Source organism: Spirillospora sp. NPDC052242 (assembly GCF_040679555.1).
Classification (GTDB): domain Bacteria; phylum Actinomycetota; class Actinomycetes; order Streptosporangiales; family Streptosporangiaceae; genus Spirillospora.
The window spans coordinates 1-21409 of record NZ_JBFAUZ010000087.1 but is presented as its reverse complement, the minus strand read 5'-3'; the positions used below and the strand labels follow the sequence as shown (position 1 = coordinate 21409).

At 78.4% G+C, this 21409-nt stretch carries 22 protein-coding genes, 3 tRNA genes and 3 pseudogenes; 21 read left to right on the top strand and 7 right to left on the bottom strand.

Annotation, left to right across the window (positions count from 1 at the left end):
• Positions 1–139 precede the first annotated feature (139 nt).
• Positions 140–1597, bottom strand: a complete 1458-nt coding sequence (locus AB0L25_RS40100; RefSeq protein ID WP_500178788.1) for a benzaldehyde dehydrogenase — start codon at positions 1595–1597, stop codon at positions 140–142.
• 475 nt (positions 1598–2072) lie between these two features.
• On the opposite strand from AB0L25_RS40100, the gene AB0L25_RS40095 reads away from it, so the two are divergent.
• The 3 genes from AB0L25_RS40095 to AB0L25_RS40085 all read left to right on the top strand — a co-directional run bounded on the left by AB0L25_RS40095 (position 2073) and on the right by AB0L25_RS40085 (position 2353).
• Positions 2073–2145, top strand: a tRNA-Asp gene (locus AB0L25_RS40095).
• Positions 2146–2171: 26 nt separating this feature from the next.
• Positions 2172–2243: transfer RNA gene (locus tag AB0L25_RS40090), tRNA-Cys, on the top strand.
• A 37-nt stretch (positions 2244–2280) separates the two neighbouring features.
• A tRNA-Arg gene (locus tag AB0L25_RS40085) sits at positions 2281–2353 on the top strand.
• 24 nt (positions 2354–2377) lie between these two features.
• Here the strand turns inward: AB0L25_RS40085 and AB0L25_RS40080 are convergent.
• The 3 genes and pseudogenes from AB0L25_RS40080 to rsgA all read right to left on the bottom strand — a co-directional run bounded on the left by AB0L25_RS40080 (position 2378) and on the right by rsgA (position 4409).
• Entirely contained in the window at positions 2378–2833 is a 456-nt protein-coding gene (locus tag AB0L25_RS40080) for a hypothetical protein (RefSeq protein WP_500178786.1), read from the bottom strand.
• 17 nt (positions 2834–2850) lie between these two features.
• Positions 2851–2997, bottom strand: a pseudogene (locus AB0L25_RS40075) (SAM-dependent methyltransferase); the annotation flags it as partial.
• A 260-nt stretch (positions 2998–3257) separates the two neighbouring features.
• Entirely contained in the window at positions 3258–4409 is a 1152-nt protein-coding gene (gene rsgA, locus AB0L25_RS40070; protein WP_500178784.1) for a ribosome small subunit-dependent GTPase A, read from the bottom strand.
• A 307-nt stretch (positions 4410–4716) separates the two neighbouring features.
• On the opposite strand from rsgA, the gene AB0L25_RS40065 reads away from it, so the two are divergent.
• From AB0L25_RS40065 to AB0L25_RS40045, 5 genes and pseudogenes are all read left to right on the top strand, one after another.
• Positions 4717–6039, top strand: a complete 1323-nt coding sequence (locus AB0L25_RS40065) for a hypothetical protein (protein ID WP_500178782.1) — start codon at positions 4717–4719, stop codon at positions 6037–6039.
• Positions 6040–6852: 813 nt separating this feature from the next.
• Positions 6853–6969 (top strand): annotated as a pseudogene (locus AB0L25_RS40060) (histidine kinase dimerization/phospho-acceptor domain-containing protein); the annotation flags it as partial.
• A gap of 107 nt (positions 6970–7076) precedes the next feature.
• Complete coding sequence (locus tag AB0L25_RS40055; RefSeq protein ID WP_500178792.1) at positions 7077–7505, top strand: sensor histidine kinase; 429 nt, start codon at positions 7077–7079, stop codon at positions 7503–7505.
• Positions 7506–7617: 112 nt separating this feature from the next.
• Positions 7618–7950 (top strand): 4a-hydroxytetrahydrobiopterin dehydratase, encoded by a 333-nt coding sequence (locus AB0L25_RS40050; RefSeq protein ID WP_500178781.1) that lies wholly within the window; start codon positions 7618–7620, stop codon positions 7948–7950.
• Complete coding sequence (locus tag AB0L25_RS40045; RefSeq protein ID WP_500178780.1) at positions 7947–8456, top strand: TIGR00725 family protein; 510 nt, start codon at positions 7947–7949, stop codon at positions 8454–8456. The genes AB0L25_RS40050 and AB0L25_RS40045 overlap by 4 nt, the downstream gene beginning before the upstream one ends.
• Positions 8457–8481: 25 nt before the next feature.
• Here the strand turns inward: AB0L25_RS40045 and AB0L25_RS40040 are convergent, their stop codons facing one another.
• The 3 genes from AB0L25_RS40040 to AB0L25_RS40030 all read right to left on the bottom strand — a co-directional run bounded on the left by AB0L25_RS40040 (position 8482) and on the right by AB0L25_RS40030 (position 11242).
• Positions 8482–9273, bottom strand: coding sequence for an SDR family NAD(P)-dependent oxidoreductase (locus AB0L25_RS40040; protein WP_500178779.1), 792 nt, complete (start codon positions 9271–9273; stop codon positions 8482–8484).
• 93 nt (positions 9274–9366) lie between these two features.
• Complete coding sequence (locus AB0L25_RS40035; protein WP_500178778.1) at positions 9367–10350, bottom strand: hypothetical protein; 984 nt, start codon at positions 10348–10350, stop codon at positions 9367–9369.
• Positions 10351–10717: 367 nt separating this feature from the next.
• Positions 10718–11242, bottom strand: coding sequence for a pyridoxamine 5'-phosphate oxidase family protein (locus AB0L25_RS40030; RefSeq protein WP_500178777.1), 525 nt, complete (start codon positions 11240–11242; stop codon positions 10718–10720).
• Positions 11243–11363: 121 nt separating this feature from the next.
• On the opposite strand from AB0L25_RS40030, the gene AB0L25_RS40025 reads away from it, so the two are divergent.
• The 13 genes and pseudogenes from AB0L25_RS40025 to AB0L25_RS39965 all read left to right on the top strand — a co-directional run.
• Positions 11364–12392: a helix-turn-helix transcriptional regulator gene (locus AB0L25_RS40025; RefSeq protein WP_500178775.1), complete on the top strand. Its 1029-nt coding sequence runs from the start codon at positions 11364–11366 to the stop codon at positions 12390–12392.
• Between the two features lie 4 nt (positions 12393–12396).
• On the top strand, positions 12397–13485 hold the full coding sequence (locus AB0L25_RS40020) for an aminotransferase class V-fold PLP-dependent enzyme (protein ID WP_500178774.1): 1089 nt from the start codon (positions 12397–12399) through the stop codon (positions 13483–13485).
• Between the two features lie 111 nt (positions 13486–13596).
• Positions 13597–14676: an NAD-dependent epimerase/dehydratase family protein gene (locus AB0L25_RS40015; RefSeq protein WP_500178772.1), complete on the top strand. Its 1080-nt coding sequence runs from the start codon at positions 13597–13599 to the stop codon at positions 14674–14676.
• Positions 14673–15344, top strand: a complete 672-nt coding sequence (locus AB0L25_RS40010; RefSeq protein ID WP_500178770.1) for a glycosyltransferase family 2 protein — start codon at positions 14673–14675, stop codon at positions 15342–15344. Before AB0L25_RS40015 ends, AB0L25_RS40010 begins: the two co-directional genes overlap by 4 nt.
• Positions 15341–16021, top strand: coding sequence for a TIGR04282 family arsenosugar biosynthesis glycosyltransferase (locus AB0L25_RS40005; protein ID WP_500178769.1), 681 nt, complete (start codon positions 15341–15343; stop codon positions 16019–16021). The genes AB0L25_RS40010 and AB0L25_RS40005 overlap by 4 nt, the downstream gene beginning before the upstream one ends.
• Complete coding sequence (locus AB0L25_RS40000; RefSeq protein ID WP_500178767.1) at positions 16018–16650, top strand: class I SAM-dependent methyltransferase; 633 nt, start codon at positions 16018–16020, stop codon at positions 16648–16650. The genes AB0L25_RS40005 and AB0L25_RS40000 overlap by 4 nt, the downstream gene beginning before the upstream one ends.
• Positions 16611–17807, top strand: a complete 1197-nt coding sequence (locus AB0L25_RS39995; protein WP_500178765.1) for a molybdopterin-dependent oxidoreductase — start codon at positions 16611–16613, stop codon at positions 17805–17807. Before AB0L25_RS40000 ends, AB0L25_RS39995 begins: the two co-directional genes overlap by 40 nt.
• Positions 17804–18391, top strand: coding sequence for a hypothetical protein (locus AB0L25_RS39990; protein WP_500178763.1), 588 nt, complete (start codon positions 17804–17806; stop codon positions 18389–18391). Before AB0L25_RS39995 ends, AB0L25_RS39990 begins: the two co-directional genes overlap by 4 nt.
• Positions 18388–19758, top strand: a complete 1371-nt coding sequence (locus AB0L25_RS39985) for a hypothetical protein (protein ID WP_500178761.1) — start codon at positions 18388–18390, stop codon at positions 19756–19758. The genes AB0L25_RS39990 and AB0L25_RS39985 overlap by 4 nt, the downstream gene beginning before the upstream one ends.
• A gap of 220 nt (positions 19759–19978) precedes the next feature.
• Positions 19979–20080 (top strand): LysR family transcriptional regulator, encoded by a 102-nt coding sequence (locus AB0L25_RS39980; RefSeq protein WP_500178759.1) that lies wholly within the window; start codon positions 19979–19981, stop codon positions 20078–20080.
• 6 nt (positions 20081–20086) lie between these two features.
• Entirely contained in the window at positions 20087–20692 is a 606-nt protein-coding gene (locus AB0L25_RS39975) for a LysR substrate-binding domain-containing protein (protein WP_500178790.1), read from the top strand.
• 134 nt (positions 20693–20826) lie between these two features.
• Positions 20827–21297 carry a DoxX family protein gene (locus AB0L25_RS39970; protein ID WP_500178757.1) on the top strand — a complete coding sequence of 157 codons (471 nt, stop codon included), beginning with the start codon at positions 20827–20829 and terminating at the stop codon, positions 21295–21297.
• 40 nt (positions 21298–21337) lie between these two features.
• A pseudogene (locus AB0L25_RS39965) lies at positions 21338–21409 on the top strand (TetR family transcriptional regulator); the annotation flags it as partial.

The window sequence follows — 21409 nt, the reverse complement described above, 5'->3', positions numbered from 1 at the left end:
CTCATCAGTGATCGCGAGAACGCAGCCGGAGTCCTCGATCGCGTATCGGGCGTCGTGGGGGCCGGGCCGCCGCCCCCCCGCGACGAACACCCCCCCCGGGGGGGGGGGCGCCCCGCGACCACGCGCCCGGAGACGCGGATCAGAACGGGTGCGGGGCGATGTCGCCGCGCATCGTCACCCACTGCGTCTCGGTGAACGCCTCGATGTTGGCGTCCGGGCCGCCGAACCGCGACCCGTTCCCCGACGCCGCCAGCCCCCCGAACGGCACCACCGGCTCGTCGTTGACCGTCTGGTCGTTGATGTGCACCAGCCCCGTCGGGACCGCGTCCGCGACCCGCATCGCCTGCCCCACATCGCCCAGAATCCCCAGCGACAGCCCGTACTCGCTGTCGGCCGCCAGCGCCACCGCCTCCTCCACCGTCGAGAACGGCACCACCGGCGCCACCGGCCCGAACACCTCCTGCGCGTACGCGGGCATCGACGGGGTGACGTCCGCCAGCACCGTCGGCCGGTAGAACAGCCCCTCGTGGACGCCGCCCGCCGCCAGCCGCGCGCCCGCCGCGACCGTGTCGCGCACCAGCGCGTCCACGTGCTCCAGCTGGCCCCGGTCGATGATCGGGCCCAGATGCACCGGGCCCGCCGCCGGGTCCCCGACCGCCAGCCCGTCGGCCTTCGCCGCCAGCGCCTCCACGTACTCCCCGTGCAGGCTCTCGTGCACCAGATGCCGCCCGGTCGTCATGCAGATCTGCCCCTGATGCAGGTAGGAGCCCCACGCGCCCGCCGCGACCGCCTTGGACACGTCCGCGCCCGGCAGCACGATCAGCGCGTTGTTTCCGCCCAGCTCCAGATGCGCGCGCTTGAGCAGCCGCCCGCACACCTCCCCGATCGCGCGGCCCGCCGCCGTCGACCCGGTGAACGACACCACCCGCACCTCCGGCGCCGCCACCACCGCCTCACCGGCCTCCCGGCCGCCCGGCAGCAGATGCAGCACGCCCTCCGGCAGGCCCGCCTCCTGGAAGATCCGCGCGACGGTCACGCCGCCGCACACCGCCGTCCGCGGGTCCGGCTTCAGCAGCACCGCGTTGCCCAGCGCCAGCGCCGGAGCCACCGACCGCATCGACAGGATCAGCGGGAAGTTGAACGGCGCGATCACGCTCACCACCCCCGCCGGGCGGCGCCGCGCCAGGCTCCACCGCGGCTGCGCCGACGGCAGCACCAGGCCCTGCGGATGCGACGCCAGCGCCGCCGCCTCATGGCACAGGTTCGCCGCGAACGACGCCTCCAGCGCCGCCTTCGGCGGGATCGACCCCGCCTCCCGCACGATCCAGCCCTCGATCTCCGCCGCGTGCTCCTCGAACAGCCGCCCCGCGCGCCGCAGCACCGCCGCGCGCTCCTCGTAGGAGCGGGCCGCCCAGTCCCGCTGCGCCGACGCCGCCGCCGACGCGGCCCGCGCCACGTCCGCGCCGTCCGCCCGCCCCAGCACCCCCAGCGTGGCGCCGGTCGCCGGCTCGACGACGTCGAAGCCGCCGTCCCCGCCGGGAACCCACCCGCCATCGAAGATCTTCCCCGTCCACACCCCGGGATCGAGCAGCGCCACCGTTCCTCCCACGGACCCGTCGGCCGAATGCGTCGCCCCCACCCTCACCGCGTCCCCGACCCCGCGGAACAGCGGCTTTCCGCTCAGCGGAAACCCGGCGGGCGGGCGCGGCGAAAATGCGTTGCGGCGCCCCGCCGCACCGGGAGATGCTGGCGGAGCCGAACGGGCCCCACCGGGGCACACAGGGCCCCGAGGAGCCACGGCGACGGGAACAGCGACGGGCGAGGAGGACCGGGACCACATGAACCGCACCACCGACGCCCGGCGCTGTCGCCGCCGAGACCGCACCCGGTAGACGCGCCCGACCGCGCCCGCCGCGGAGTCGTGCCGTCCCGGGGCAGCGGCTTACCGCCGTGCCGCACCCCCATACGCCGGACGCGGCCGTCCCGTGGCCTCCGCGCCCCGTCTCCTCGTCTCCAATTCCTTGTCCATGCCCGGCCGGCGCGCGCCTGCGTGCCGTCCGGGTCGATCTCCCGGCCTCGTAGCTCAGCGGTCAGAGCACCGGCCCGTCACGCCGGAAGCCGCGGGTTCGAATCCCGCCGAGGTCGCCGCCCGCCCGCACCGGGCGGGCCCCGACGCCGTGGCCGAGCGGTTAGGCGGCGGTCTGCAAAGCCGTCCCACGTGGGTTCGACTCCCACCGGCGTCTCGGTCCCCGCCCCCCTGTCACCCGGGGGCGGGGACGCCTCCCCGTGGCTCAGCGGACAGAGCACCGGCCTCCGAAGCCGGAGAACGCAGGTTCGAATCCTGCCGGGGAGACCCCACCGCCCCGCGGGCGCCGCCTCACCCCGCGCGCCGCGCCAGCAGGACGGTGTCGTGGGTGTGGCGCGTCCCGGCGGGCGGCGGCACGACCCGGGGACGGGTCTCGTCGACCAGGACGCTCCAGTCCCCGTCCAGCATCCGCGCGATGTCGGCCGGATGGTAGTAGTCGGCGGGATCGAAACCGTGGCCGCCGCCGGGGGACAGGCCGGTGACGTCATGGCCCACCACCAGCAGGGTGCCGCCCGGCGCGACCGCCTCCAGCAGCCCCCGCACCGAAGCACCGCCCCCCGCCCGCAGAAACGGGAAGTACTGGGCCGACACCAGATCGAACGCGCGCGCCGGGGGAGGCGTGACGGCCAGGTCCGCGCGCGCCCACGCCACACCGCCCGCGACGCCCGCCGCCTCGGCCGCCTCCGCGCCCCGCCGCAGAGCCGTCGCGGCGACGTCGCGGCGACGTCGACCGCGGTGACCCGCCACCCCCGCCGCGCCAGCCACACCGCGTCGCCGCCCTCCCCGCACCCCACGTCGAGGGCCTGCCCGGGCGGCAGATCGGCGACCTCGGCCACCAGCACGCCGTTGGGCTCGCCGCTGAACAGCCGCTCGCCGCCGCGATACCTGTCCTCCCACGACCGAGCGTCCATGAATTCCTCCCGTCGGATCCGCTTTCCGCCGCCAACCTGCCGCGTCCCTGGAGGAGCCGACAAAGTTCCTTGCGGAAAACGCAAAGCGGGCGCACCCGGGGGAGGGCATGGGACGGGACGGTCGTGCGGCCCCGGCACGCCACGGGCCGCACGACCGCGCGACCGCGCCCGCGGGGCCACGCCGCGTCAGCGCGCGGCGCGGCCCCGTGGGCCGGTCTCCTACACGGCCGGGCCCGCCGGGCACGGCACCGGACCGCCCGTCAGCGGTCCCTCCCGCGCTCCTTGTACATCTGCCGCTGCCACCGCGTGAGCGCCTTGCGGCGGCCCTCCCGCTCGGCGCGCAGCCGCGCGTCCGACCGCGCCGCAGCCCACGCGTTCTCGCGCATCAGCTTGCGGTAGCCGTCGAGGCGGCGGCGCGACAGCGACCCGTCCTCCACCGCGGCCCGCACCGCGCAGCCCGGCTCGGTGTCGTGCGCGCAGTCGCCGAACCGGCACCGCTCGGCCAGTTCCTCGACGTCGGCGAACGTGCGCCGCAGCCCCTCGTCGGCGTCCAGCAGGCCCACGCCCCGCAGGCCCGGCGTGTCGATCAGCACGCCGCCGCCCGGCAGCGGCAGCAGCTCCCGCCGCACCGTGGTGTGCCGGCCCTTGCCGTCGACGTCGCGGACCGCGCCCGTCGCCAGGACCTCGCCGCCCAGCAGCGCGTTCCCGAGCGTCGACTTGCCCGCACCGGACGGCCCCAGCAGCACCACCGTGCCCGACAGGACGGCGCGGACCACGTCCACGCCGTCCCCGGCCAGCGCGCTGCACGACACGACGTCCACGCCCGGGGCCGCCGCGGCCGCCTCGGCCTCGGCCGCCGCGACGCCCGCCGGGTCGGCCTCGTCGGCCTTGGTGAGCACCACCACCGGCCGCGCGCCGCTCTCGAACGCCAGCGCCAGCAGCCGCTCGAGCCGCCCCGGCGACGGGCGCGCCGCCAGCGACACCGCGATCGCCACGGTGTCGACGTTCGCCGCGAGCACCTGCCCGCGCGAATCGCGCGACGCCCCGGCCCGCACGATCGCGGTCCGGCGCGGCAGCAGCGCCGCCAGCACCGGACGCCCGCCCGCCCCCGGGACGGACGGGGCGAGGGCGTCGGGAGCGGGGGTGGTGTCGGCGTCCGGCGCCGGCCCGGCGGCCGGGCGCAGCGCCGCCCAGTCGCCCGTGCACGGCGCCGCCACCGGATCCGGCCGGTCCGCGCGCGGCGTCACCGCCAGCACCGGGCCGTCCGCGGTGACCACCTCGCACAGCCCGCGGTGCACCGCGACCACCCGCGCGGGCATCAGCCCCGCGGCGAGATGAACGGAGAAATCGTCCTCGAGGGTCTCGTCCCAGCCGTACGCGGACAGGGAGGACCCACCGGAGAAGTGAGACAACGGTTCGGAACCCTTCGCATGAAGGGGCGCTCGGGCGGGCGCGCCGACGGCGCGCGAGAACGTGGAATCAGCCCGAGGCCCGGAAGATGAGGTCGGCCTGAGCGCTGCGCGCAGCAGCGACCGCGATGACGGCCATGCACCCCACCTCCCTTCGGTTCCGGCCGCACACTCTATCCGCCCGCACGCCCCCACGCCACCCCGCACGCCGCCTCCCGGGCCGGCCCGCCCGCGGGCGGCGGGAACTTCAGGGACCGCGCGGCGGTTATGGTGATTTGAGGAGACGTGACCGTGATAAAGGGGCGTGGTCGTGGACGAGAACGTGCAGAGGGCCGGTACGCCGGTACCGTCCCCCCGGCACGACCCGGCGCCCGAACCGGCACCCGCACCGTCTCCTGACCGGGCCACCGGCGACGCCGCGGCCCCGGGCACGGCGGCCGACGGCGGGGAGAGCACCCTCGCCCGCCTCGACCGGGCCGCCGCCGCGCGGCTCGAGGACCTGTGGGACGACCTGGCCCCCGCGGCCGTCGGCGCCGCACGGCTCGCCGTCACCGCGAGCGACCCCGTCCGCCGCGCCGCCCGCGACGCCGCCGGGCTCGCCGCGTCCCGCATCGTCGACCAGCTCGCCGGGACGCCCGCCATGGCCGCCGCCGAACGCGCCGCCCGCGACGCCGCCGTGAAGATCGCGACGTCGGCCGCCGAACGCGCCGTCACCGAGGCCCGCACCGCCGCCGCCGCGCACCCGGCCACCGCGACCGCGTTCGAGGCCGCGACCGGCGCGATGACCCTCGCCGAGCAGGCCGCCGCCGAGGTCGCCAAGCACCCCATGGCGCTGGCCGCGCGCCGCTTCGCCGCCCGCAACCCCCTCGCCCGCGCCGCCACCGCCACCGCCCTGGACATGGCCGGACGCGGCGTGTCCGCGACCGTCGCGACCGTGTCGGCGACCGCGTCCGCGCCCGCCGTGCAGGCCGCCACCCGCGCCGTCGCCGACGCCGCCGTGGACGCGGTCGCCGAGGCCGCCGCCGACGCCGTCCTGGACGCCGGACGCGACGTCGTCACCCGCGTCGTGCGCGACACCGCCGCCGACGCCGCCCGCGACCTGGCCGCCGCCGTCCGCGACCGGGCGAGCGCCGCCGCGGGCCGCTCGGAGTACGCCGCCGAGCTGCGGCCCCTGGCCGACGCGCTCGCCGGCGCCGCCGCCCGCGCCGCCGACAGCGGCACCGCCCGCTCGGCCGGCGACCTGCTCGCCGCGGCCGCCGGCAGCGCCGTCGCCCGCACCGCCCGCGACCTGGCCGTCCGCGCCGCGGCCCGCACCGCCGCCGCGGCCATCGAGGCGATCATGGCCGAGCTGCTGCGCGAGGCCGTCAAGCTCGCCATGAAGGAACGGCTGCGCGGCATGGTCTGGGACGTCGCCCGCGACGTCGTCGTCGACACCATGAAGACCACCTGGATCACCGCCACCCGCCCCGCGCCCGGCGCCCGGCCGTCCCGCCCGATCGTCGTGGAGAGCACCGTCGAACCCGACGCCCCGCCCGCCGCGACCGGGCCCGGGGCCGGTCGCGGCGACGAGCGCGGCCCGGACGACGGCGGGGAGCCCGGCGGGGACCCGTGGGCCGCCGCGACCGACCGGTAGGCCCGCCGGACGGCGCCGCCGTCTGAGAACTCCATGAAAAACGCCCGTCCGCGGACGGGCCCCTCACCGGCGCCGATTACCGTGTGCACATGAAGCCCGACCCGCCGGCCCCGGCCCCCCGCGCACCCGACGCCGCGGGCGCGGAGCCCCGGCGGCGGGCCCCCGGTTCCGGCCGGGGCGCGCGGCGGGCGGCGCCGCCGTGACCCGCCGCACCGGACGGCTGACGCTGCGCGCCCGCCTCGCCCTGCTCACCGCGATCGCCGTCGCCCTCGCCGTCGCCGCCTGCGCCGCCGCGTCCTGGGCCCTCACCCGCGCCCAGCTCTACCGCGAACTCGACCACCGCCTCGAAGCGATGGCCGGCGACCCGCCCGGCCCCGGCGGCGACCCCCCGCACCGCCCCCCCGCCGCTGCAGCGCGGACTCCACGAGGTCCTGCGCGACTGCACCGGCGAACCCACCGCGGGCACCGGGATCCGCCCGCCCGGCCCCTCCGCGATGATGCAGGTCGTCGACGCCCGCGGCGAACGCTGCACCGTCCCCGGCGCCGGCGCCCTGCAGGTCACCGACGCCGACGCCGCCGTCGCCCGCGGCGACAGCCCCCGCGCCCTGCACGACGGCACCGGCACCACCGCCGACGGCGCCGCCGTCGACGTCCGCGTCCTCACCCGCCCCGTCCGCACCGTCGACGGGACCACCGCCGCGCTGTCGTTCGCGCTTCCCCTCGACGACGTCCAGGACCCCCTCGACGGCCTCGCCCAGCTGCTGGCCGCCGTCACCGCACTGGGCGTCCTGGCCTCCGCCGGCGCCGGACTGAATCGCCGACGCCGGACACGAACTGCGCACCCCCCTCGCCAGCCTGCGCACCAGCATCGACCTGCTGCTGCGCGCCGACGCCGCCGGACGCGACCTGCCCGACACCCCCCGCCGCGCCCTGCTGACCAGCGTCAAGGCGCAGCTGCTGGAACTGCCCGACCTCGTCGGCGACCTGCTGAACTCGCCCGCCCCGACGAGACCGGCCCCGTCCGCGAAACCGTCGCGCTGCACGACGTCGTCGCCCGCGCCGTCCAGCGCGCCCGGCTGCGCGGCCCCGGCCTCACCGTCCGCGACGACACCCGCCCCTGGTACGTCCCCGGCGACCCCGCCTCGCTGGAACGCGCCGTCGTCAACCTCCTCGACAACGCCGTCAAGTTCAGCCCGCCGGGCGGCGCCGTCGACGTCCGCCTCGCCGACGGCGAACTCACCGTCCGCGACCACGGCCCCGGCATCCCGCCCGACGACCTCCCGCACGTCTTCGAACGGTTCTGGCGGTCGCCGTCCGCGCGGAGCCTGCCCGGCTCCGGGCTCGGCCTGTCGATCGTCGCCCGGTCCGTCGCCGAGAGCGGCGGCACGGTCGCGCTCGAACCCGCCGACGGCGGCGGCACCCTCGCCCGCGTCCGCCTCCCCGGCACCACCGACCCGCCGCCCTGACCCGCCCCGCCCCCCCGCGTGCGGAGAGCGGAACGCCGGGCGCGGGGACGTACTCGGCCCCGATCCGGGGAACGACCGGAACCGGACCCGACGACGCACCAGGAGGACCACCATGGCCGACACCCTCGACGACACCGCCGTCGCCCGGCGGCTGGACGCACTGCCCGACTGGACCCGCGACGGCGACGCCATCCGCCGCCAGGTCCGCGCCGCGACCTTCCTGGACGGCATCGACCTCGTCACCCGCGTCGCGCGCGCCGCCGAAGCCGCCGACCACCACCCCGACATCGACATCCGCTGGCGGACCCTCACCTTCACCCTCACCACCCACAGCGCCGGAGGCCTCACCGCCAAGGACTTCGACCTCGCCGCCCGCATCGACGACCTCGCCGCCCGCATCGACGACCTCGCCGCCCGCGCCGCCACCGAAGACCCCCACGGGTGACCGGCGCCCCGCCCCTCCACGTCGCGGTGTGCGGGCCCGCCGACTGCACCCGCCGCGAACACGACGACGCCCGCGAACTCGGGCGGCTGCTGGCCGCCCGCGGCGCCGTCGTCGTGTGCGGCGGCCACGGCGGCGTCATGGCCGCCGTCGCCGCCGGAGCCCGCGCCGCGGGCGGCACCGTCGTCGGCGTCCTGCCCGGCGACGACCGCACCGGCGCGAACCCCCACCTCACCGTCGCGCTGCCCACCGGCCTCGGCCAGGCCCGCAACGCCCTCATCGTCAACGCCGCCGACGCCGTCATCGCCGTCGGCGGCTCCTGGGGAACGCTGTCGGAGATCGCCCTCGCCATCCGGCGCGGCCGCGCCCCCGTCGTCCAACTCGGCGGCTGGCGCGTCCACGACGAGCACGGCGACCCGGTCGGCGGCGTCCTGCACGCCCGCGACCCCGCCGACGCGATCGCCCGCACCGGCCTGTGGCCACCCGACCCGCCGGACCCGCCGGGCTGACCGGGCCGCGCCGAACCTGCGCGCGTCAGTGGGCGGAGAACCCTCCGTCCACGAACAGCGACTGGCCCGTCACCTGCGCCGCCGACGGGCTCGCCAGGAACACCGCCGCCCCCGCGAAATCCTCGGCGAGCCCGTTGCGGCCCGTCATCGTGCGGGCCGCCAGCGCCCGCACCCGCTCCGGATCCGACGACAGCCGCGCGTTCAGCGGCGTCATCACGAACCCCGGCACCAGCGTGTTCGCCGTGACGCCCCGGGCCGACCACGCCTCGGCCTGCGACCGCGCCAGCGCCACCAGCCCCGCCTTCGACACCCCGTACGCGCCGCTGCTCACGAACGCGCGGAACGCCTGCTGCGACGCGATGTGGATGAGCCGCCCGAACCCGCGCTGCGCCATCCCCGGACCGAACCGCTGCCCCAGCAGGAACGGCGCGTCGAGATTCACCGCCATCGTCGCGTCCCACACCTCCCGGCCCAGCTCGTCCATCGGCGGCCGCAGATTGATCCCCGCCGCGCTCACCACGATGTCGGGCTCGCCGAACACCGCCGCCGCCTCCTCGGCCGCCCGCGCCACCTCCGCCCGCGACCCCAGATCGGCGCTGACGCGCGCCGCCCGGCACCCCTGCCCCCGCAGCTCCCGGACGGTGTCGTCCAGTTCGCCCTCGCGCCGCGCCACGACCACCACCGCCGCGCCCGCCCGGCCCAGCGCCCCCGCGATCGCCCGGCCGATCCCCGAACTCCCGCCGGTCACCACCGCCACCCGCCCCGCCAGGGAGAACAGCGTCGTCAGGTAGGTGGCGGGGGAGGGATGCGCGCTCATGCCCGCAGCCTACGGCCAGCCCCGCCCCCGCCGCCGCCCGCACCGGACGATCCACGAGACCGAACCCCACGCCCCCGCGGCCGCCGAGCCGCACTACCCGCCGCCGGCCCGATACCCGGCACGTTCCCGAGCCACGCCGGCTCGGTCGTCTTCCTCCCGGTCATCTCCATCCCGAGTCACGCCATCCCGGTCGTCGGCGGTCCGATCGTCGGCGGTCCGATCGTCGGGGCCCCGGTCGGTGGCGCTGTCGCCCCGGTCGTGCGGCGGGTCGCCGCGCCGGTCGTCCCGCGCGTCCGCCGATCCCTCACCCGGCGGGCGGCCGTCCGCGCCGTCCCGATGGGCCTCCTCCTCGGCGCGCTGCCGCCTGCGGCGGGACACCTCCCTCAACGCGACGCCCACCGCGACCAGCAACGGCACCCAGAACTTGGCCGTCGCCAGGACCGCCTGCACCCACCACGGCGCCGAGATGTCCGGCGGATCGATGTCGGGCCACGGCACGTCGGGAAGGGGCAGGTCCGGCAGGTCCACATCGGGCAACGACACGTCGGGCAGGGCCACGTCCGGCCACGGCACCAGCTCCACCAGCATCCGGACCAGCACGCCCAGCCCCAGCAGCGGCAGCAGCACCTGGCCGGCCGCCAGCACCACGTGCCGCGACGCGAACAGCACCGGATGCGCCCGCGCCAGCGCCTCCCGGCGGGCCGCCCTCGACCCCTCCGGCGGCGCGAACCGCACCCCCTTGCCGTCCGCCTCGTCTGAGCCGTCCGACTCATCCCCGGACTTCTCGCCGTCCTCCGCGTCCTCGCCGCCCTCCTGGGCGCGCGGGACGAGCTCGCACCGCGCGGCCTGCCCGTCGACCAGCCCCACCGGGTCGAACACCGCGCGCACCTCCGCGTCCCCGAACGGCACCGCCACGGGGTTGAACCCCGACGCCTCGCCCGCGGGCGCGCTGTCCACGTACAGGCGCACACACCGCCGCCACCCGGCGAGGCTCGTCTCCGCCTCCAGCAGGCGGCCGTCGTGCTCCAGCGTCCAGCGGCCCACCGGAGCGCCCTTCAGCGAGATTCCCCCAGCCATGCCTCCAGTCTCGGCACCGCCGGGGGCCCGGCCATCTCTCCAAGGGCGACCGCGCATAGACCAAAGTCGACGGACAAGACCCGAGCGCGGGCCCACCGCCGGGCGAAGCGAGACCAATGGCGCTGGCGGATCGCCCAGGCGGCACGGCCGGGCGCCTTCGCCCGCCCCGCCCGTCCGGCGCGGTCGCCCGTCGGGGGCGCCGACGACGGGTTGTTCGTCGCGAGGGTCGCGGCGCCGATGCGCGGCTCACGCCGCCGCCAGCGCGGGTTACGTCGAGAGCCGCTGCGGCGGTGAGGTCGTCACGCGGCCGCGCACCGGCCTTGATCAGCTCCTCGTTGTGCGGCGGACGCGGGGCACCGTCGGGCGGTCAGTCCGTGAAGCGCCAGCGGGACGCGCCGAACGGCTCGGCCGTCGCCACGCCGAACGCCGTGCGCAGGCGCAGCCGGTACACGTGCCACGGCGGCGGCCCCGCGCTCTGCGCGCTGAACGGGGCGGTCAGCGCGTCGCCGTCCACCTGCGCGGGCCAGCCGCCGTCCCGGTACCCGGCCGCGACCGGCTCGAGGACCGCCGCGTCGGTCACCCGTTCCGCCTCGCCCTCCAGTACCAGGTCCGCGCCCGGCACCCGCACCGAGATCGTGCACGCCGGGTTCGCCGCCAGGTTGCGGGACTTGCGGGTGCCGGGGCCGCTGGTGAAGTACACCTCCCCGTCGAGCCACAGCGCGCCGATGCCCGCGGCGTGCGGGCGCCCGTCGGGACGGACGGTGCCCAGGAACACCGGCGTCTCCATCTTCGGCAGCGCCGCCACGAGCGCGTCGCGCACGGTGCGCCACTCCAGCGGCCCGCCGCCGTAGATGTCGAGGTCCGCGGTCTCGACGGGTTCGCGTTCGGTCATCGTGTCCTCCTTCGCCGCACGGTCGTCACAGGGGTGGACACGGCCGCGGCCCGGAACTCATCGCCCCCGCCACCCGGAAAGAGGACAGGATGCGGCCTTGTTCGGCGGCATACTGGCGGGCGTGACCGACACGACCTCCGGACGGCTCCTGCGGCTGCTGTCGCTCCTGCAGACCCGCCGCACCTGGACCGGCCCCGAGCTGCGCGAACGGCTCGGCGTCAGCGCCCGCACCGTCCGCCGCGACGTCGAGCGGCTGCGCGACCTCGGGTACCCGGTGCACGCCGACCTCGGCGCGGCGGGCGGCTACCGGCTGGAGGCCGGCGCCGCGATGCCGCCGCTGCTGCTGGACGACGAGGAGGCCGTCGCGATCGCCGTCGGGCTGCGCGGCGCCGCCGGTGGAGCCGTCGAGGGCATCGGCGAAGCGTCGGTGCGGGCCCTGACCAAGCTGGAGCAGGTCCTGCCGGACCGGCTGCGGCGCCGCGTGACCGCCCTGCACACCGCCACCACGCCGCTGACCGGCCCGCCCGCCGGGCCCACCGTCGACCCCGCCGCGCTGACCGTGCTCGCCGCCGCCTGCCGCGACCACGAACGCGTCCGCTTCACCTACCGCGCCCCCGGCGGCGACGACGGGTCGGCGCGGCTGGTGGAGCCGCACGGGCTGGTGTCGGCGGGCCGCCGCTGGTACCTGGTCGCCTACGACACCGGACGCGCCGACTGGCGCACCTTCCGCGTCGACCGCATGGGCGCCCCGCACCCGACCGGCGTGCGGACACCGCCGCGGCCGCTGCCCGCCGCCGACGCCGCCGCGTTCGTCACCCGCTCCCTGACCCGGCGGGCGCCGGTCCGGCGGGCCGTGCTCACCGTGCACGCCTCCGCCGCCGAACTGGCCGACCGGTTCCGCGTCACCGGCGAGGAGATCGAACCCGTCGACGACCGCACCTGCACGGTCCGCACCGCCCCCGACTCCCTGGAGTGGACGGCGCTGCGCATCGCGTTCCTCGACCTGGACTTCGAGGTGCGCGAGCCGCCCGAGCTCGCCGAGCGCCTCGCCGCCCTCGCCGTCCGCCTGTCGCGCGCCGCCGCCCCGCCGGGGCCGGGCCCCGGGGACGAGGCCGGCGGGGCGGCGGCGCGCGCCGATGAGCGACGATGACGGCATGAGCATCTCCGTCCGCGAGGCGCAGCGGGAGTTCACCGCCGACGTCGCCTACCTCAACACCGCCACCTACGGGCTGCCGCCCCGCGCCGCCCACCGGGCCGCCCTGGACGCCGAACGCGACCGCGCCGCCGGCCTGCTGACCGCGCACGGCCCCGACGCGGCCGTCACCCGCTCCCGCGAGGCGTTCGCCCGCCTCATCGGGCTCCCCGCGTCCCGGGTCGCCTGCGGCCCGCAGGTGTCGTACTTCGTCGGGCTGGTCGCCGCGTCCCTGCCGGACGGCGCCCGCGTGCTCGTCGCCGAGGGCGACTTCACCTCGCTGCTGTTCCCGTTCCTCGCCCGCCCCGGCCTGGACGTCCGCGCCGTGCCCCTCGAGGAGATCGTCGACCGGATCGACGCCCGCACCGACGTCGTCGCGGTGTCGGTGGTGCAGTCCGCCGACGGCCGCATCGTCCCCGTGGACGACCTCGCCCGCGCGGCCCGCGCGCACGGCGCCCGCGTCCTGCTGGACGCCACCCAGGCGATCGGATGGCTGCCGGTGTCCGGCGACCGCGCCGACTGGCTGGTGTGCGGGGGCTACAAGTGGCTGCTGGGGCCGCGCGGCACCGCGTTCCTCGCCGGCACCGAGGAGGCGCTCGCCGCCCTCCCGCCGATCGGGGCGGGCTGGTACGCCGGCGCCGACATCTGGGACTCCATCTACGGGACGCCGCTGCGGCTGGCCGCCGACGCCCGCCGCTTCGACCTGTCCCCGGCGTGGGCGAGCTGGATCGGGCAGGCGCCCGCGCTGGAACTGCTGGAACGCGTCGGGGTGCCCGCGATCCACGCGCACGACGTCGCGCTCGCCCGCCGGTTCCAGGCCGCGCTGGGCCTGCCGCCGGGCGACTCGGCGATCGTGTCGCTGCCCGTCCCGGACGGCACCGCCGAGCGGCTGCGCGACGCGGGCGTGATCGCCTCCGTGCGGGCCGGGCGGCTGCGCTGCGCGTTCCACCTGACCACCACCGAGGACGACGTCGACCGCGCCGCCGCGCTCCTCGCCCCCGTCCTGGCCGCGGCGCCCGGCGGCGCGGACGGCGCGTTGCCCACGGCCTGACCCGCACCCCGGCCCGGCCCGCGGCGGAAGATCTTACGAGTCGCTGACGAGGTGGCCGCCAGGCGCCTTTCCCGCCCGTCCGGGCGGGCCCCGCGTCCTACGTTCGTCCGCATGAACGTACTGCTCACCGGGTCGGCCGGATTCATCGGCTCGCACATCGCCGAGGCGCTACAAGACGCGGGCCACCGCGTCCGCGGCCTCGACCTGCGCCCCGGCACCGGCCCGGACGGCGCGCCCGCCGACGTGCGGGACGGCGCCGGCGTCGCCCGGCTGCTGCGCGGCGCGGACGCCGTGTGCCACCAGGCCGCCAAGGTCGGCCTCGGCGTCGACGTCGCCGACCTGCCCGCCTACACGTCGGTGAACGTGCAGGGCACCGCCGTCCTGCTCGCGGAGATGGCCCGCGCGGGCGTCGCCGCGCTCGTCCTGGCGTCGTCGATGGTGGTGTACGGCGAGGGCGCCTACGCCTGCGACCGGCACGGTCCCGTGCGGCCCGGGCCGCGGCCCGCGCGGGACCTGGACGCCGGGCGGTTCGAGCCCGGCTGCCCCCGCTGCGGGCGCCCGCTCGTCCCCGGCGCCGTCGGCGAGGACGTCCCGCCCGACCCCCGCAACGTCTACGCCGACACCAAGCTCGCCCAGGAGCATCTGGCCGCGTCGTGGGCGCGCGCCACCGGCGGGTCGGCGGCGGCGCTGCGCTACCACAACGTGTACGGGCCGCGGATGCCCCGCGACACCCCCTACGCGGGCGTCGCGGCGCTCTTCCGGTCCCGGCTGCTGGACGGGCGCGCGCCGCTGGTGTTCGAGGACGGCGCGCAGCGCCGCGACTTCGTGCACGTCCGCGACGTCGCCCGCGCGAACGTCCTGGCGCTCGAGCGGTTCGCGGCGGGCCCGCCCGAGCCCGGCGGGCTGCGCGCCTACAACGTCGCCAGCGGCGAGCCGCGCACCGTCGGGGACATGGCCGCGGCGCTGGCGGGCGCGCTGGGCGGCCCGGCGCCCGAGGTCACCGGCGGTTACCGGCTGGGGGACGTGCGGCACATCGTCGCGCGCCCGGACCGGGCCCGCCGCGAGCTCGGGTTCTCCCCGGCGGTGCCGTTCGCCGAGGGCATCGCCGAGTTCGCCCGGCAGCCCGACGCCCCCGCCGGACGGCTCGCCGCGGCGTCCGCGGGCGCCCCCGCCGAGGGGGCGGGCTCGTGATCGACGTCGTCCTGCCCTGCCTGAACGAGGCGGAGGCGCTGCCGTGGGTGCTGGCGCGGATGCCCGCGGGCTTCCGGCCGCTGGTCGTCGACAACGCCTCCACCGACGGGTCGGCGCGGGTCGCCGCCGACCACGGCGCGCGGGTCGTGCCCGCCCCCGCCCGCGGGTTCGGGGCCGCCTGCCACGCGGGTCTGCGCGCCGCCACCGCCGGCACCGTGTGCGTCATGGACGCCGACGCGTCCCTGGACCCCGCCGACCTGCCCCGCCTCGTCGCCGCCCTCGACGACCTGGAGGCGGCGGGCGGCCCGCCGGGCCTGGTGCTGGGACGGCGCCGCCCGACGGGGCGCCGCGCGTGGCCGCCGCACGCGCGGCTCGGCAACGCCGTCCTGGCGCGGACGCTGAACCGGCGCGCCGGGACCCGGCTGCGCGACCTCGGCCCGATGCGCGCCGCCCGCCGCGCCGCCCTCACCGGGCTGGACGTGCGCGACCGCCGGTTCGGGTACCCGCTGGAGACGGTGCTGCGCGCCGCCGCGGACGGGTGGCGGATCACCGAGATCGACGTCGCCTACCGGCCCCGCACCGGCGCGTCGAAGGTGACCGGGACGCTCGGCGGGACGGTCCGCGCCGTCCGCGACATGCGCCGCGTCCTGGCGGAGACCGCGCCGTGACCGGGCCCGCCGCCGACCTCCTGGTGATCGCCAAGGAGCCCGTGCCCGGCCGGGTCAAGACCCGCCTGACCCCCGCCTACACGCCCGCCGAGGCCGCCGAGCTGGCCGCGGCGGCGCTGGCCGACACCCTCGACGCGGTCGCCGCCGCCCCCGCCGGGCGCCGCACCCTCGTGCTGGACGGCGCCCCCCGCCCGTGGCCGCCGCCCGGCGTCGGGGTGATCCCGCAGCGCGGGGACGGCCTCGACGAGCGGCTCGCCAACGCGTTCGCCGACGCCGACGCCGGCCGCCCGCTCGTCCTCATCGGGATGGACACCCCGCAGGTCACCCCCGCGCTGCTCGCCGCGGCGGCGCGGGCCCTGGACGGGCGCGACGCGGTGTTCGGGCCCGCCGCCGACGGCGGGTTCTGGCTGCTGGGGCTGCGCCGCCCCGACGCGCGGCTGCTGCGCGGCGTCCCCATGTCGCGGCCCGACACCGGCGCCGTCCAGCTCGCCCGCCTGCGCGGCGCCGGGCTGCGCGTCGCGACGCTGCCCGAGCTGACCGACGTCGACACCCCGGCCGACGCCATCGCCATCGCCGTCGCCGCCGCCGCAGACCTCGCCGCAGGCCGCGCGGGGGGCGGCGCGCGGCGGTTCGCGGCGGCCGTGCGGCGCCTCGGCGACCGGACGGCCGCCGCGTGATCGGCGAACTGTACGAGGAGGCGCTGCGCGGCAGCGGCCCGGTCGAGATCGAGCACGCCGACGGGTCCCGCCGCCCCCTGCCGCTGCGGGACTGGCTGCGGCTGCGCCCCGGCGACGGCGGGCTGCTGGACCGCTGTGCCGGCGCGACCCTGGACGTCGGGTCCGGGCCCGGGCGCCTCACCGTGGCGCTCGCCCGCCGCAGCGTACCCGTCCTCGGCATCGACCTGGCGCCCGCCGCCGTCGCGCTCACCGCCGCCGCGGGCGGCCCCGCCCTGTGCCGGGACGTGTTCGGCCACGTCCCCGGCGCGGGACGCTGGCGGACCGTGCTGCTCGCCGACGGCAACATCGGCATCGGCGGCGACCCCGCCGCGCTGCTGCGCCGCGCCCTCGCGCTCGCCGCCCCCGGCGGCCGTGTCCTGGCCGAGGTGGAGCCGCCCGGCGCCGCGTCCGGCACCGAGCCGCTGCGGCTGCGGTCCGGCGGTGCGATCGGCGAATGGTTCCCGTGGGCGCGGGTCGCGGCCGGCGACGCCGCCGCCCTCGCCGCCGCCTGCGCGGCCGCCGTCACCGAGACCTGGGAGGAGGCCGGCCGATGGTTCGTCACCGTGCGGCGCGCGCCCGCACCGTCCTGACCCGCCTGACCCGCCTGACCCGCCTGACCCGCCTGACCCGACTGACCGGCCCGGACGGTCTGGACGGCCGGTTCACCAGCCCGCTGCGCGGCGAGCGGGCCGCCGCGCGGCTCGGCCTCGCCCTGGCCGCCGCGTTCGGCGCCGCGTTCGTCACCGGCCTGATCAGCCACTTCATGCAGCACCCGCCCGGCTGGGCGCAGTGGCCGTCACGCCCGGTGAACCTGTACCGGGTGACGCAGGGCGTGCACGTCATCGGCGGGCTCGCGACGCTGCCGCTGCTGCTGGCCAAGCTGTGGACCGTCTACCCGCGGCTGCTGCGGTGGCCGCCGGTCCGCTCCGCCGCCGACGCCGGCCACCGCGCGGTGGTGTTCTTGCTGGTCGGCGGCGCGCTGTTCCAGGCCGTGACGGGCGTGCTCAACATCTCCTACTGGTACGCGTTCCCGTTCTTCTTCACCACCGCGCACTACTGGACGTCCTACGTGCTGATCGGCGCGCTGCTCGTGCACGCGGCGCGGGAGTGGCCCGCCGCCCGCCGCGCCGTGATGACCGGGCCGGGCGACGCCGTCGGCCGCCGCGGGTTCCTGCTGACCGTCGCGGGCACGGGCGGCGCCGTCGCCCTGACCACGGCCGGGGAGGCGTTCGCGCCGCTGGCGCGGCTCGCGGTGCTGGCGCCGCGCCGCCCCGGCACCGGGCCGCAGGGCGTCCCGGTCAACACCTCCGCCGCCGGGGCCGGGGTCCTGGCCGCCGCCCGCGACCCCGCGTGGCGCCTCACCGTGACCGGCCGCGTCCGCCGCGAGGTCGTCCTGTCCCTGGACGACCTGCGGGCCCTGCCCGCGCGGACCGCGCGGCTGCCGATCGCGTGCGTCGAGGGCTGGAGCGCGGACGGCGCCTGGGAGGGCGTGCGGCTGCGGGACGTGCTGCGCCTCGCCGGCGTCGACGACGACGCCCGCGTGCGGGTCGAGTCGCTGCAGACCTGGGGCGACTACCGCGCCTCCCGGGTGGCGCCCGCGCACTGGCGCGACCCGCTCACCCTGCTGGCGCTGCGGCTGAACGGCGAGCCCCTGCACCCCGACCACGGCTACCCATGCCGCCTGATCGCCCCCAACCGCCCCGGCGTCATGCAGACCAAATGGGTGCACCGGCTGGTGGTCGAATGAGGCCCCGTGCCGCGCCCGGCCGGGCGCTGGCGGGCGCGGCGGGCCTGGCTCTGATCGCCGTCGGGCTGCACGGCGTCGCCGCGGACGTCGGCGTCGCCGGGTGGGCGGCGTGGTTCGCCGTGCCGGTGCTGGTGCACGACGCGGTCCTCGTGCCCGCCGTGCTGGTCGCCGGGCGGCTGACCGCGCGGCTGCCCGCCCCGGCCCGCGCCCCCGTGCGCGCCGCGCTCGCGGCGGCCGGATGCCTGACGCTGGTCGCGCTGCCGCTGGTCCTCGGGCACGGCCGCCGCGCCGACGTCCCGTCCCGGCTGCCGCTGCCCTACGGCCGCAACCTCGCCGTCGTCCTCACCGCGATCGCCGTCGCCGCGGTGGTCGCGGCCGCCGTCCGCGTCCACCGCGCACACCGCGCCGAAACCCGAAGGCGTCGTCCCGAAGCGGAAAGCCCGGCCGCGGCCCCCTCGCCCCCCGGCGCCCCCTTGGCGGGCGCACCGCCGAACAAACGTGCCGCAGGCGGTGAACCCGCGGACGGCGAATCCGCGGGCGAGCGGGCCGCCGGAGCAGGTGACGAGGGAGGAGGCGCGCGATGACGGCCACGGACGGCACGCGTGAAGGCCGGGACGCCGGGGCCCGCGCCGGGCGGCCCGCCGCGGGGGCGCGGGCCGTGGCGGCGTGGGCGGCGGCGATCGTCGCGGCGTTCGCCGCCGGATGGTGGCTGCGCCGCGCCGGGATCGCCACCGAGGACGACCTGCCGCCCCTGCACGCGCGGGCGCGGGAGCACCCGCTGACCTGGGAGCTGCTGCCCGCCGCGGCCGTCGCCGCCGCGGGCGTCGTCCTCCTGCCGGTGCTGGCCGCGCGGTTGCCGTGGCGGTGGCTGCCGCCCGCCGCGTGGGCGGGCGCCGCGCTGTGGGCGGTGGCGCTGGCCGTGTCGGACGGGCCGGGCGCCCTCGCCGCGCCGCTGAACGCCCCCACCGAGTACCCCGCCGGGATGGGGCAGCTGCGCCCGGACGTCCTGGAGTGGCTGCGCACCTTCACCGAGCGGCTGCACGGCTACACCACGCACGTCCGCGGGCACCCGCCGGGGCCGATGCTGGTGCTGTGGGCGCTGGAGGCGGCCGGGCTGGGCGGCACCGGATGGCTCGCCGCGGCGATCATTGCGGCCGGGTCGTCGGCGGCGGCCGCGATCGCGGTCACCGTGCGGTGCACGGCGGGGGAGGAGGCCGCGCGGGCGGCCGTCCCGTTCCTGGTGCTGGCGCCGCTCGCGCTGTGGATCGCGACCGCGATGGACGCGTTCTTCCTCGGCGTCGGCGCGTGGGGGACCGCGCTCGCGGCGGTAGCGGCGCGCCGCACCGGGCGCGCGGCGATCCCGGCGGCGGCCGCCGCCGGGATCCTGCTGGGGTCCCTGCCCTACCTCAGCTACGGGCTGCTGCCGCTGTTCGCCGTCCCGCTCGCCGTGCTGGTCTCGACGCGCCCCCGCCGCGCCGTGCTCGCGGCCGGGGCGGCGGGCCTGGCGGTCGTGCCCGCCGCCCTGACCGCCCTGGGCTTCCGGTGGCCCGACGGGGTCCGCGCCACCCTCGACACCTACCTGGTCAGCGGCGGGTCGGCGCAGCGGCCCTACTGGTACTTCCTGTTCGCCGACCTCGCGGTGCTGGGCCTGCTCACCGGCCCCGCCGTCGCGCACGCCCTGCCCCGCGCCCTGGGCGTCCTGCGGCGGGCCGCGCGGGCGCGGGCGGCGGTGCCGGGGCTCGGGACGGCGCTCCCGGCGGGCGCGGCGCTGCTGGGCACCCTCGCGCTGGACGCGTCCGGCGTCACCAAGGGGGAGGTGGAGCGGATCTGGGTGCCGTTCGCGGCGTGGCTGATGGTCGCCGCCGCCCACCGGCCCCCGGCGCGGGCCTGGCTGGCCGCGCAGGCCGGCACCGCCCTGGCCGTCCAGGCGCTCGTCCTGTCCCCCTGGTGACCGCCGCCGCGTCCCGCGCTCACCAGCGGACGGCGCCCGCGTCGTCGAACAGCCCGCCGGTCGGGCCGCCGTCGTCCAGCGTCGCCAGCCGGACGGCGATCGCCGCGCCCTCGGCGGCGGTGCGGAATGGCACCAGCCCACCACCGCCGCGGCCGCCGCTCCAGGACCGATCGGGTCGCCCCCGATACCCGGGCGGTATCGGGGCGGGTATCAAGGGGGTGTGGACGCGGACATGATCGAGACGCGGGAGCTGGCGTACTTCCGCGCCGTCGCGCGGGAACTGCACTTCGGGCGGGCCGCGCAGCGGCTCGGCATCGCGTAGCCGCCGCTGTCGCGGGCGATCCGGCGGCTCGAGCGGCGGCTCGGGGTGACGCTGCTGAAGTGCGGCGGCGGCCGAATCGCGATGACCCCGGCGGGGGAGACGCTGCTGGCGGAGGGGACCGCCGCGCATGACGCGGTGGCGGCCGCGGTCCGCCGCACCCGCCGCGCCGGGACGGGCGCGGGCCTGGTGCTGGCGATGAAACCCGGCGACGACGCGGGGCTGCTCCCGGCGATGCTGGCCGCGCACGCCGCCGTGCCCGGCGCCGTCCCGGTGGAGGTGGCGTTCGGGTTCGGGACGCAGGCGGCGATGCTGCGCGACGGCCGCGCCGACGCCGCCCTCCTGTACGCGCCCCGCGCGGACCTCACCGGCCTGGCCGCCGAGGCGCTGGTCACCGAGCGGCAGGTGGCGGTGCTGCCCCGCGCGCACCCGCCGGCGGATCGGGACGCGGTGCCGGTCGCCGACGCCGAGCCCACCACGCTCGTCCTGGCGTGGCCGGAGACGTCCCGGTCCCGCGACCTCGCCGCGTTCGTCCACGCGGTCACCACCGCCGCCGCGAACGCCGTCGCGAACGCCGCCGCCACGGTCGGCCGTGATGCGGCGGCCGTCGGCTGATACGGCTTCTACCTGGGGAAACGACCTCCTCGAAAAAATGTTGAGGAAAAGTCCGGCGGGCTGTCGATACGGCGGGTCCCCGTTCGACGTGTCAGTGAAGGGCCGCTGAGACACCGCACGGAAGGACCACCGCCATGACCGCCACCCACATCCCCGCCACCCCCGCCACCGCCGACGCGACCGCCGCTGAGGCGACCGGGGGCGCCGCCGGGGACCGCCGCACCGGGCGTCGCGTCCTGTGGGGCGCGCAGATCCTGATCGCGGCGTTCCTGCTGTTCGCGTCCGGGCTGCCCAAGCTCGTCGGGCAGGCCGACGCCGTCGAGTCCTTCGCCGCGCTCGGCTGGAACGACTTCATGCGGTACTTCGTCGGCGCCGTCGAGGTCGCGGGCGCGATCGGCCTGGTGATCCCCCGGCTGGCGGGCCTGGCCGCGACCGGCCTCATCGGGCTGATGATCGGCGCCGCCCTCACCCAGCTCCTGGTCATCGAGCCGGCGTGGGCGCTGTTCCCCGCCGCGCTCGGCGTCGTGTTCGCCGTCGTCGCCTGGGACCGCCGCGCCGAGACCCGCGCGCTGCTCGCCGACTCGCGGACGCTGCTGCGCCGCTGACCCCCGCACCGCCGCGGCGGGCGGCCGGGACACCGCGGCGGGGGTCGGCAAGGGCACCCTGTTCCGGCGTTTCGGGGACAAGGCGGGGCTCGCCGCCGCGCTGCTGGACGCC

Excerpts from the sequence above, each read along its gene's own strand:
- AB0L25_RS39985 (WP_500178761.1), top strand. The coding sequence starts at position 18,388 with ATGACGGCCACGGACGGCACGCGTGAAGGCCGGGACGCCGGGGCCCGC.
- AB0L25_RS40035 (WP_500178778.1), bottom strand. The coding sequence starts at position 10,350 with ATGGCTGGGGGAATCTCGCTGAAGGGCGCTCCGGTGGGCCGCTGGACG.
- AB0L25_RS39990 (WP_500178763.1), top strand. The coding sequence starts at position 17,804 with ATGAGGCCCCGTGCCGCGCCCGGCCGGGCGCTGGCGGGCGCGGCGGGC.
- AB0L25_RS40020 (WP_500178774.1), top strand. The coding sequence starts at position 12,397 with ATGAGCATCTCCGTCCGCGAGGCGCAGCGGGAGTTCACCGCCGACGTC.
- AB0L25_RS40040 (WP_500178779.1), bottom strand. The coding sequence starts at position 9,273 with ATGAGCGCGCATCCCTCCCCCGCCACCTACCTGACGACGCTGTTCTCC.
- AB0L25_RS40030 (WP_500178777.1), bottom strand. The coding sequence starts at position 11,242 with ATGACCGAACGCGAACCCGTCGAGACCGCGGACCTCGACATCTACGGC.
- AB0L25_RS39995 (WP_500178765.1), top strand. The coding sequence starts at position 16,611 with ATGGTTCGTCACCGTGCGGCGCGCGCCCGCACCGTCCTGACCCGCCTG.
- AB0L25_RS40015 (WP_500178772.1), top strand. The coding sequence starts at position 13,597 with ATGAACGTACTGCTCACCGGGTCGGCCGGATTCATCGGCTCGCACATC.
- AB0L25_RS40050 (WP_500178781.1), top strand. The coding sequence starts at position 7,618 with ATGGCCGACACCCTCGACGACACCGCCGTCGCCCGGCGGCTGGACGCA.
- AB0L25_RS39970 (WP_500178757.1), top strand. The coding sequence starts at position 20,827 with ATGACCGCCACCCACATCCCCGCCACCCCCGCCACCGCCGACGCGACC.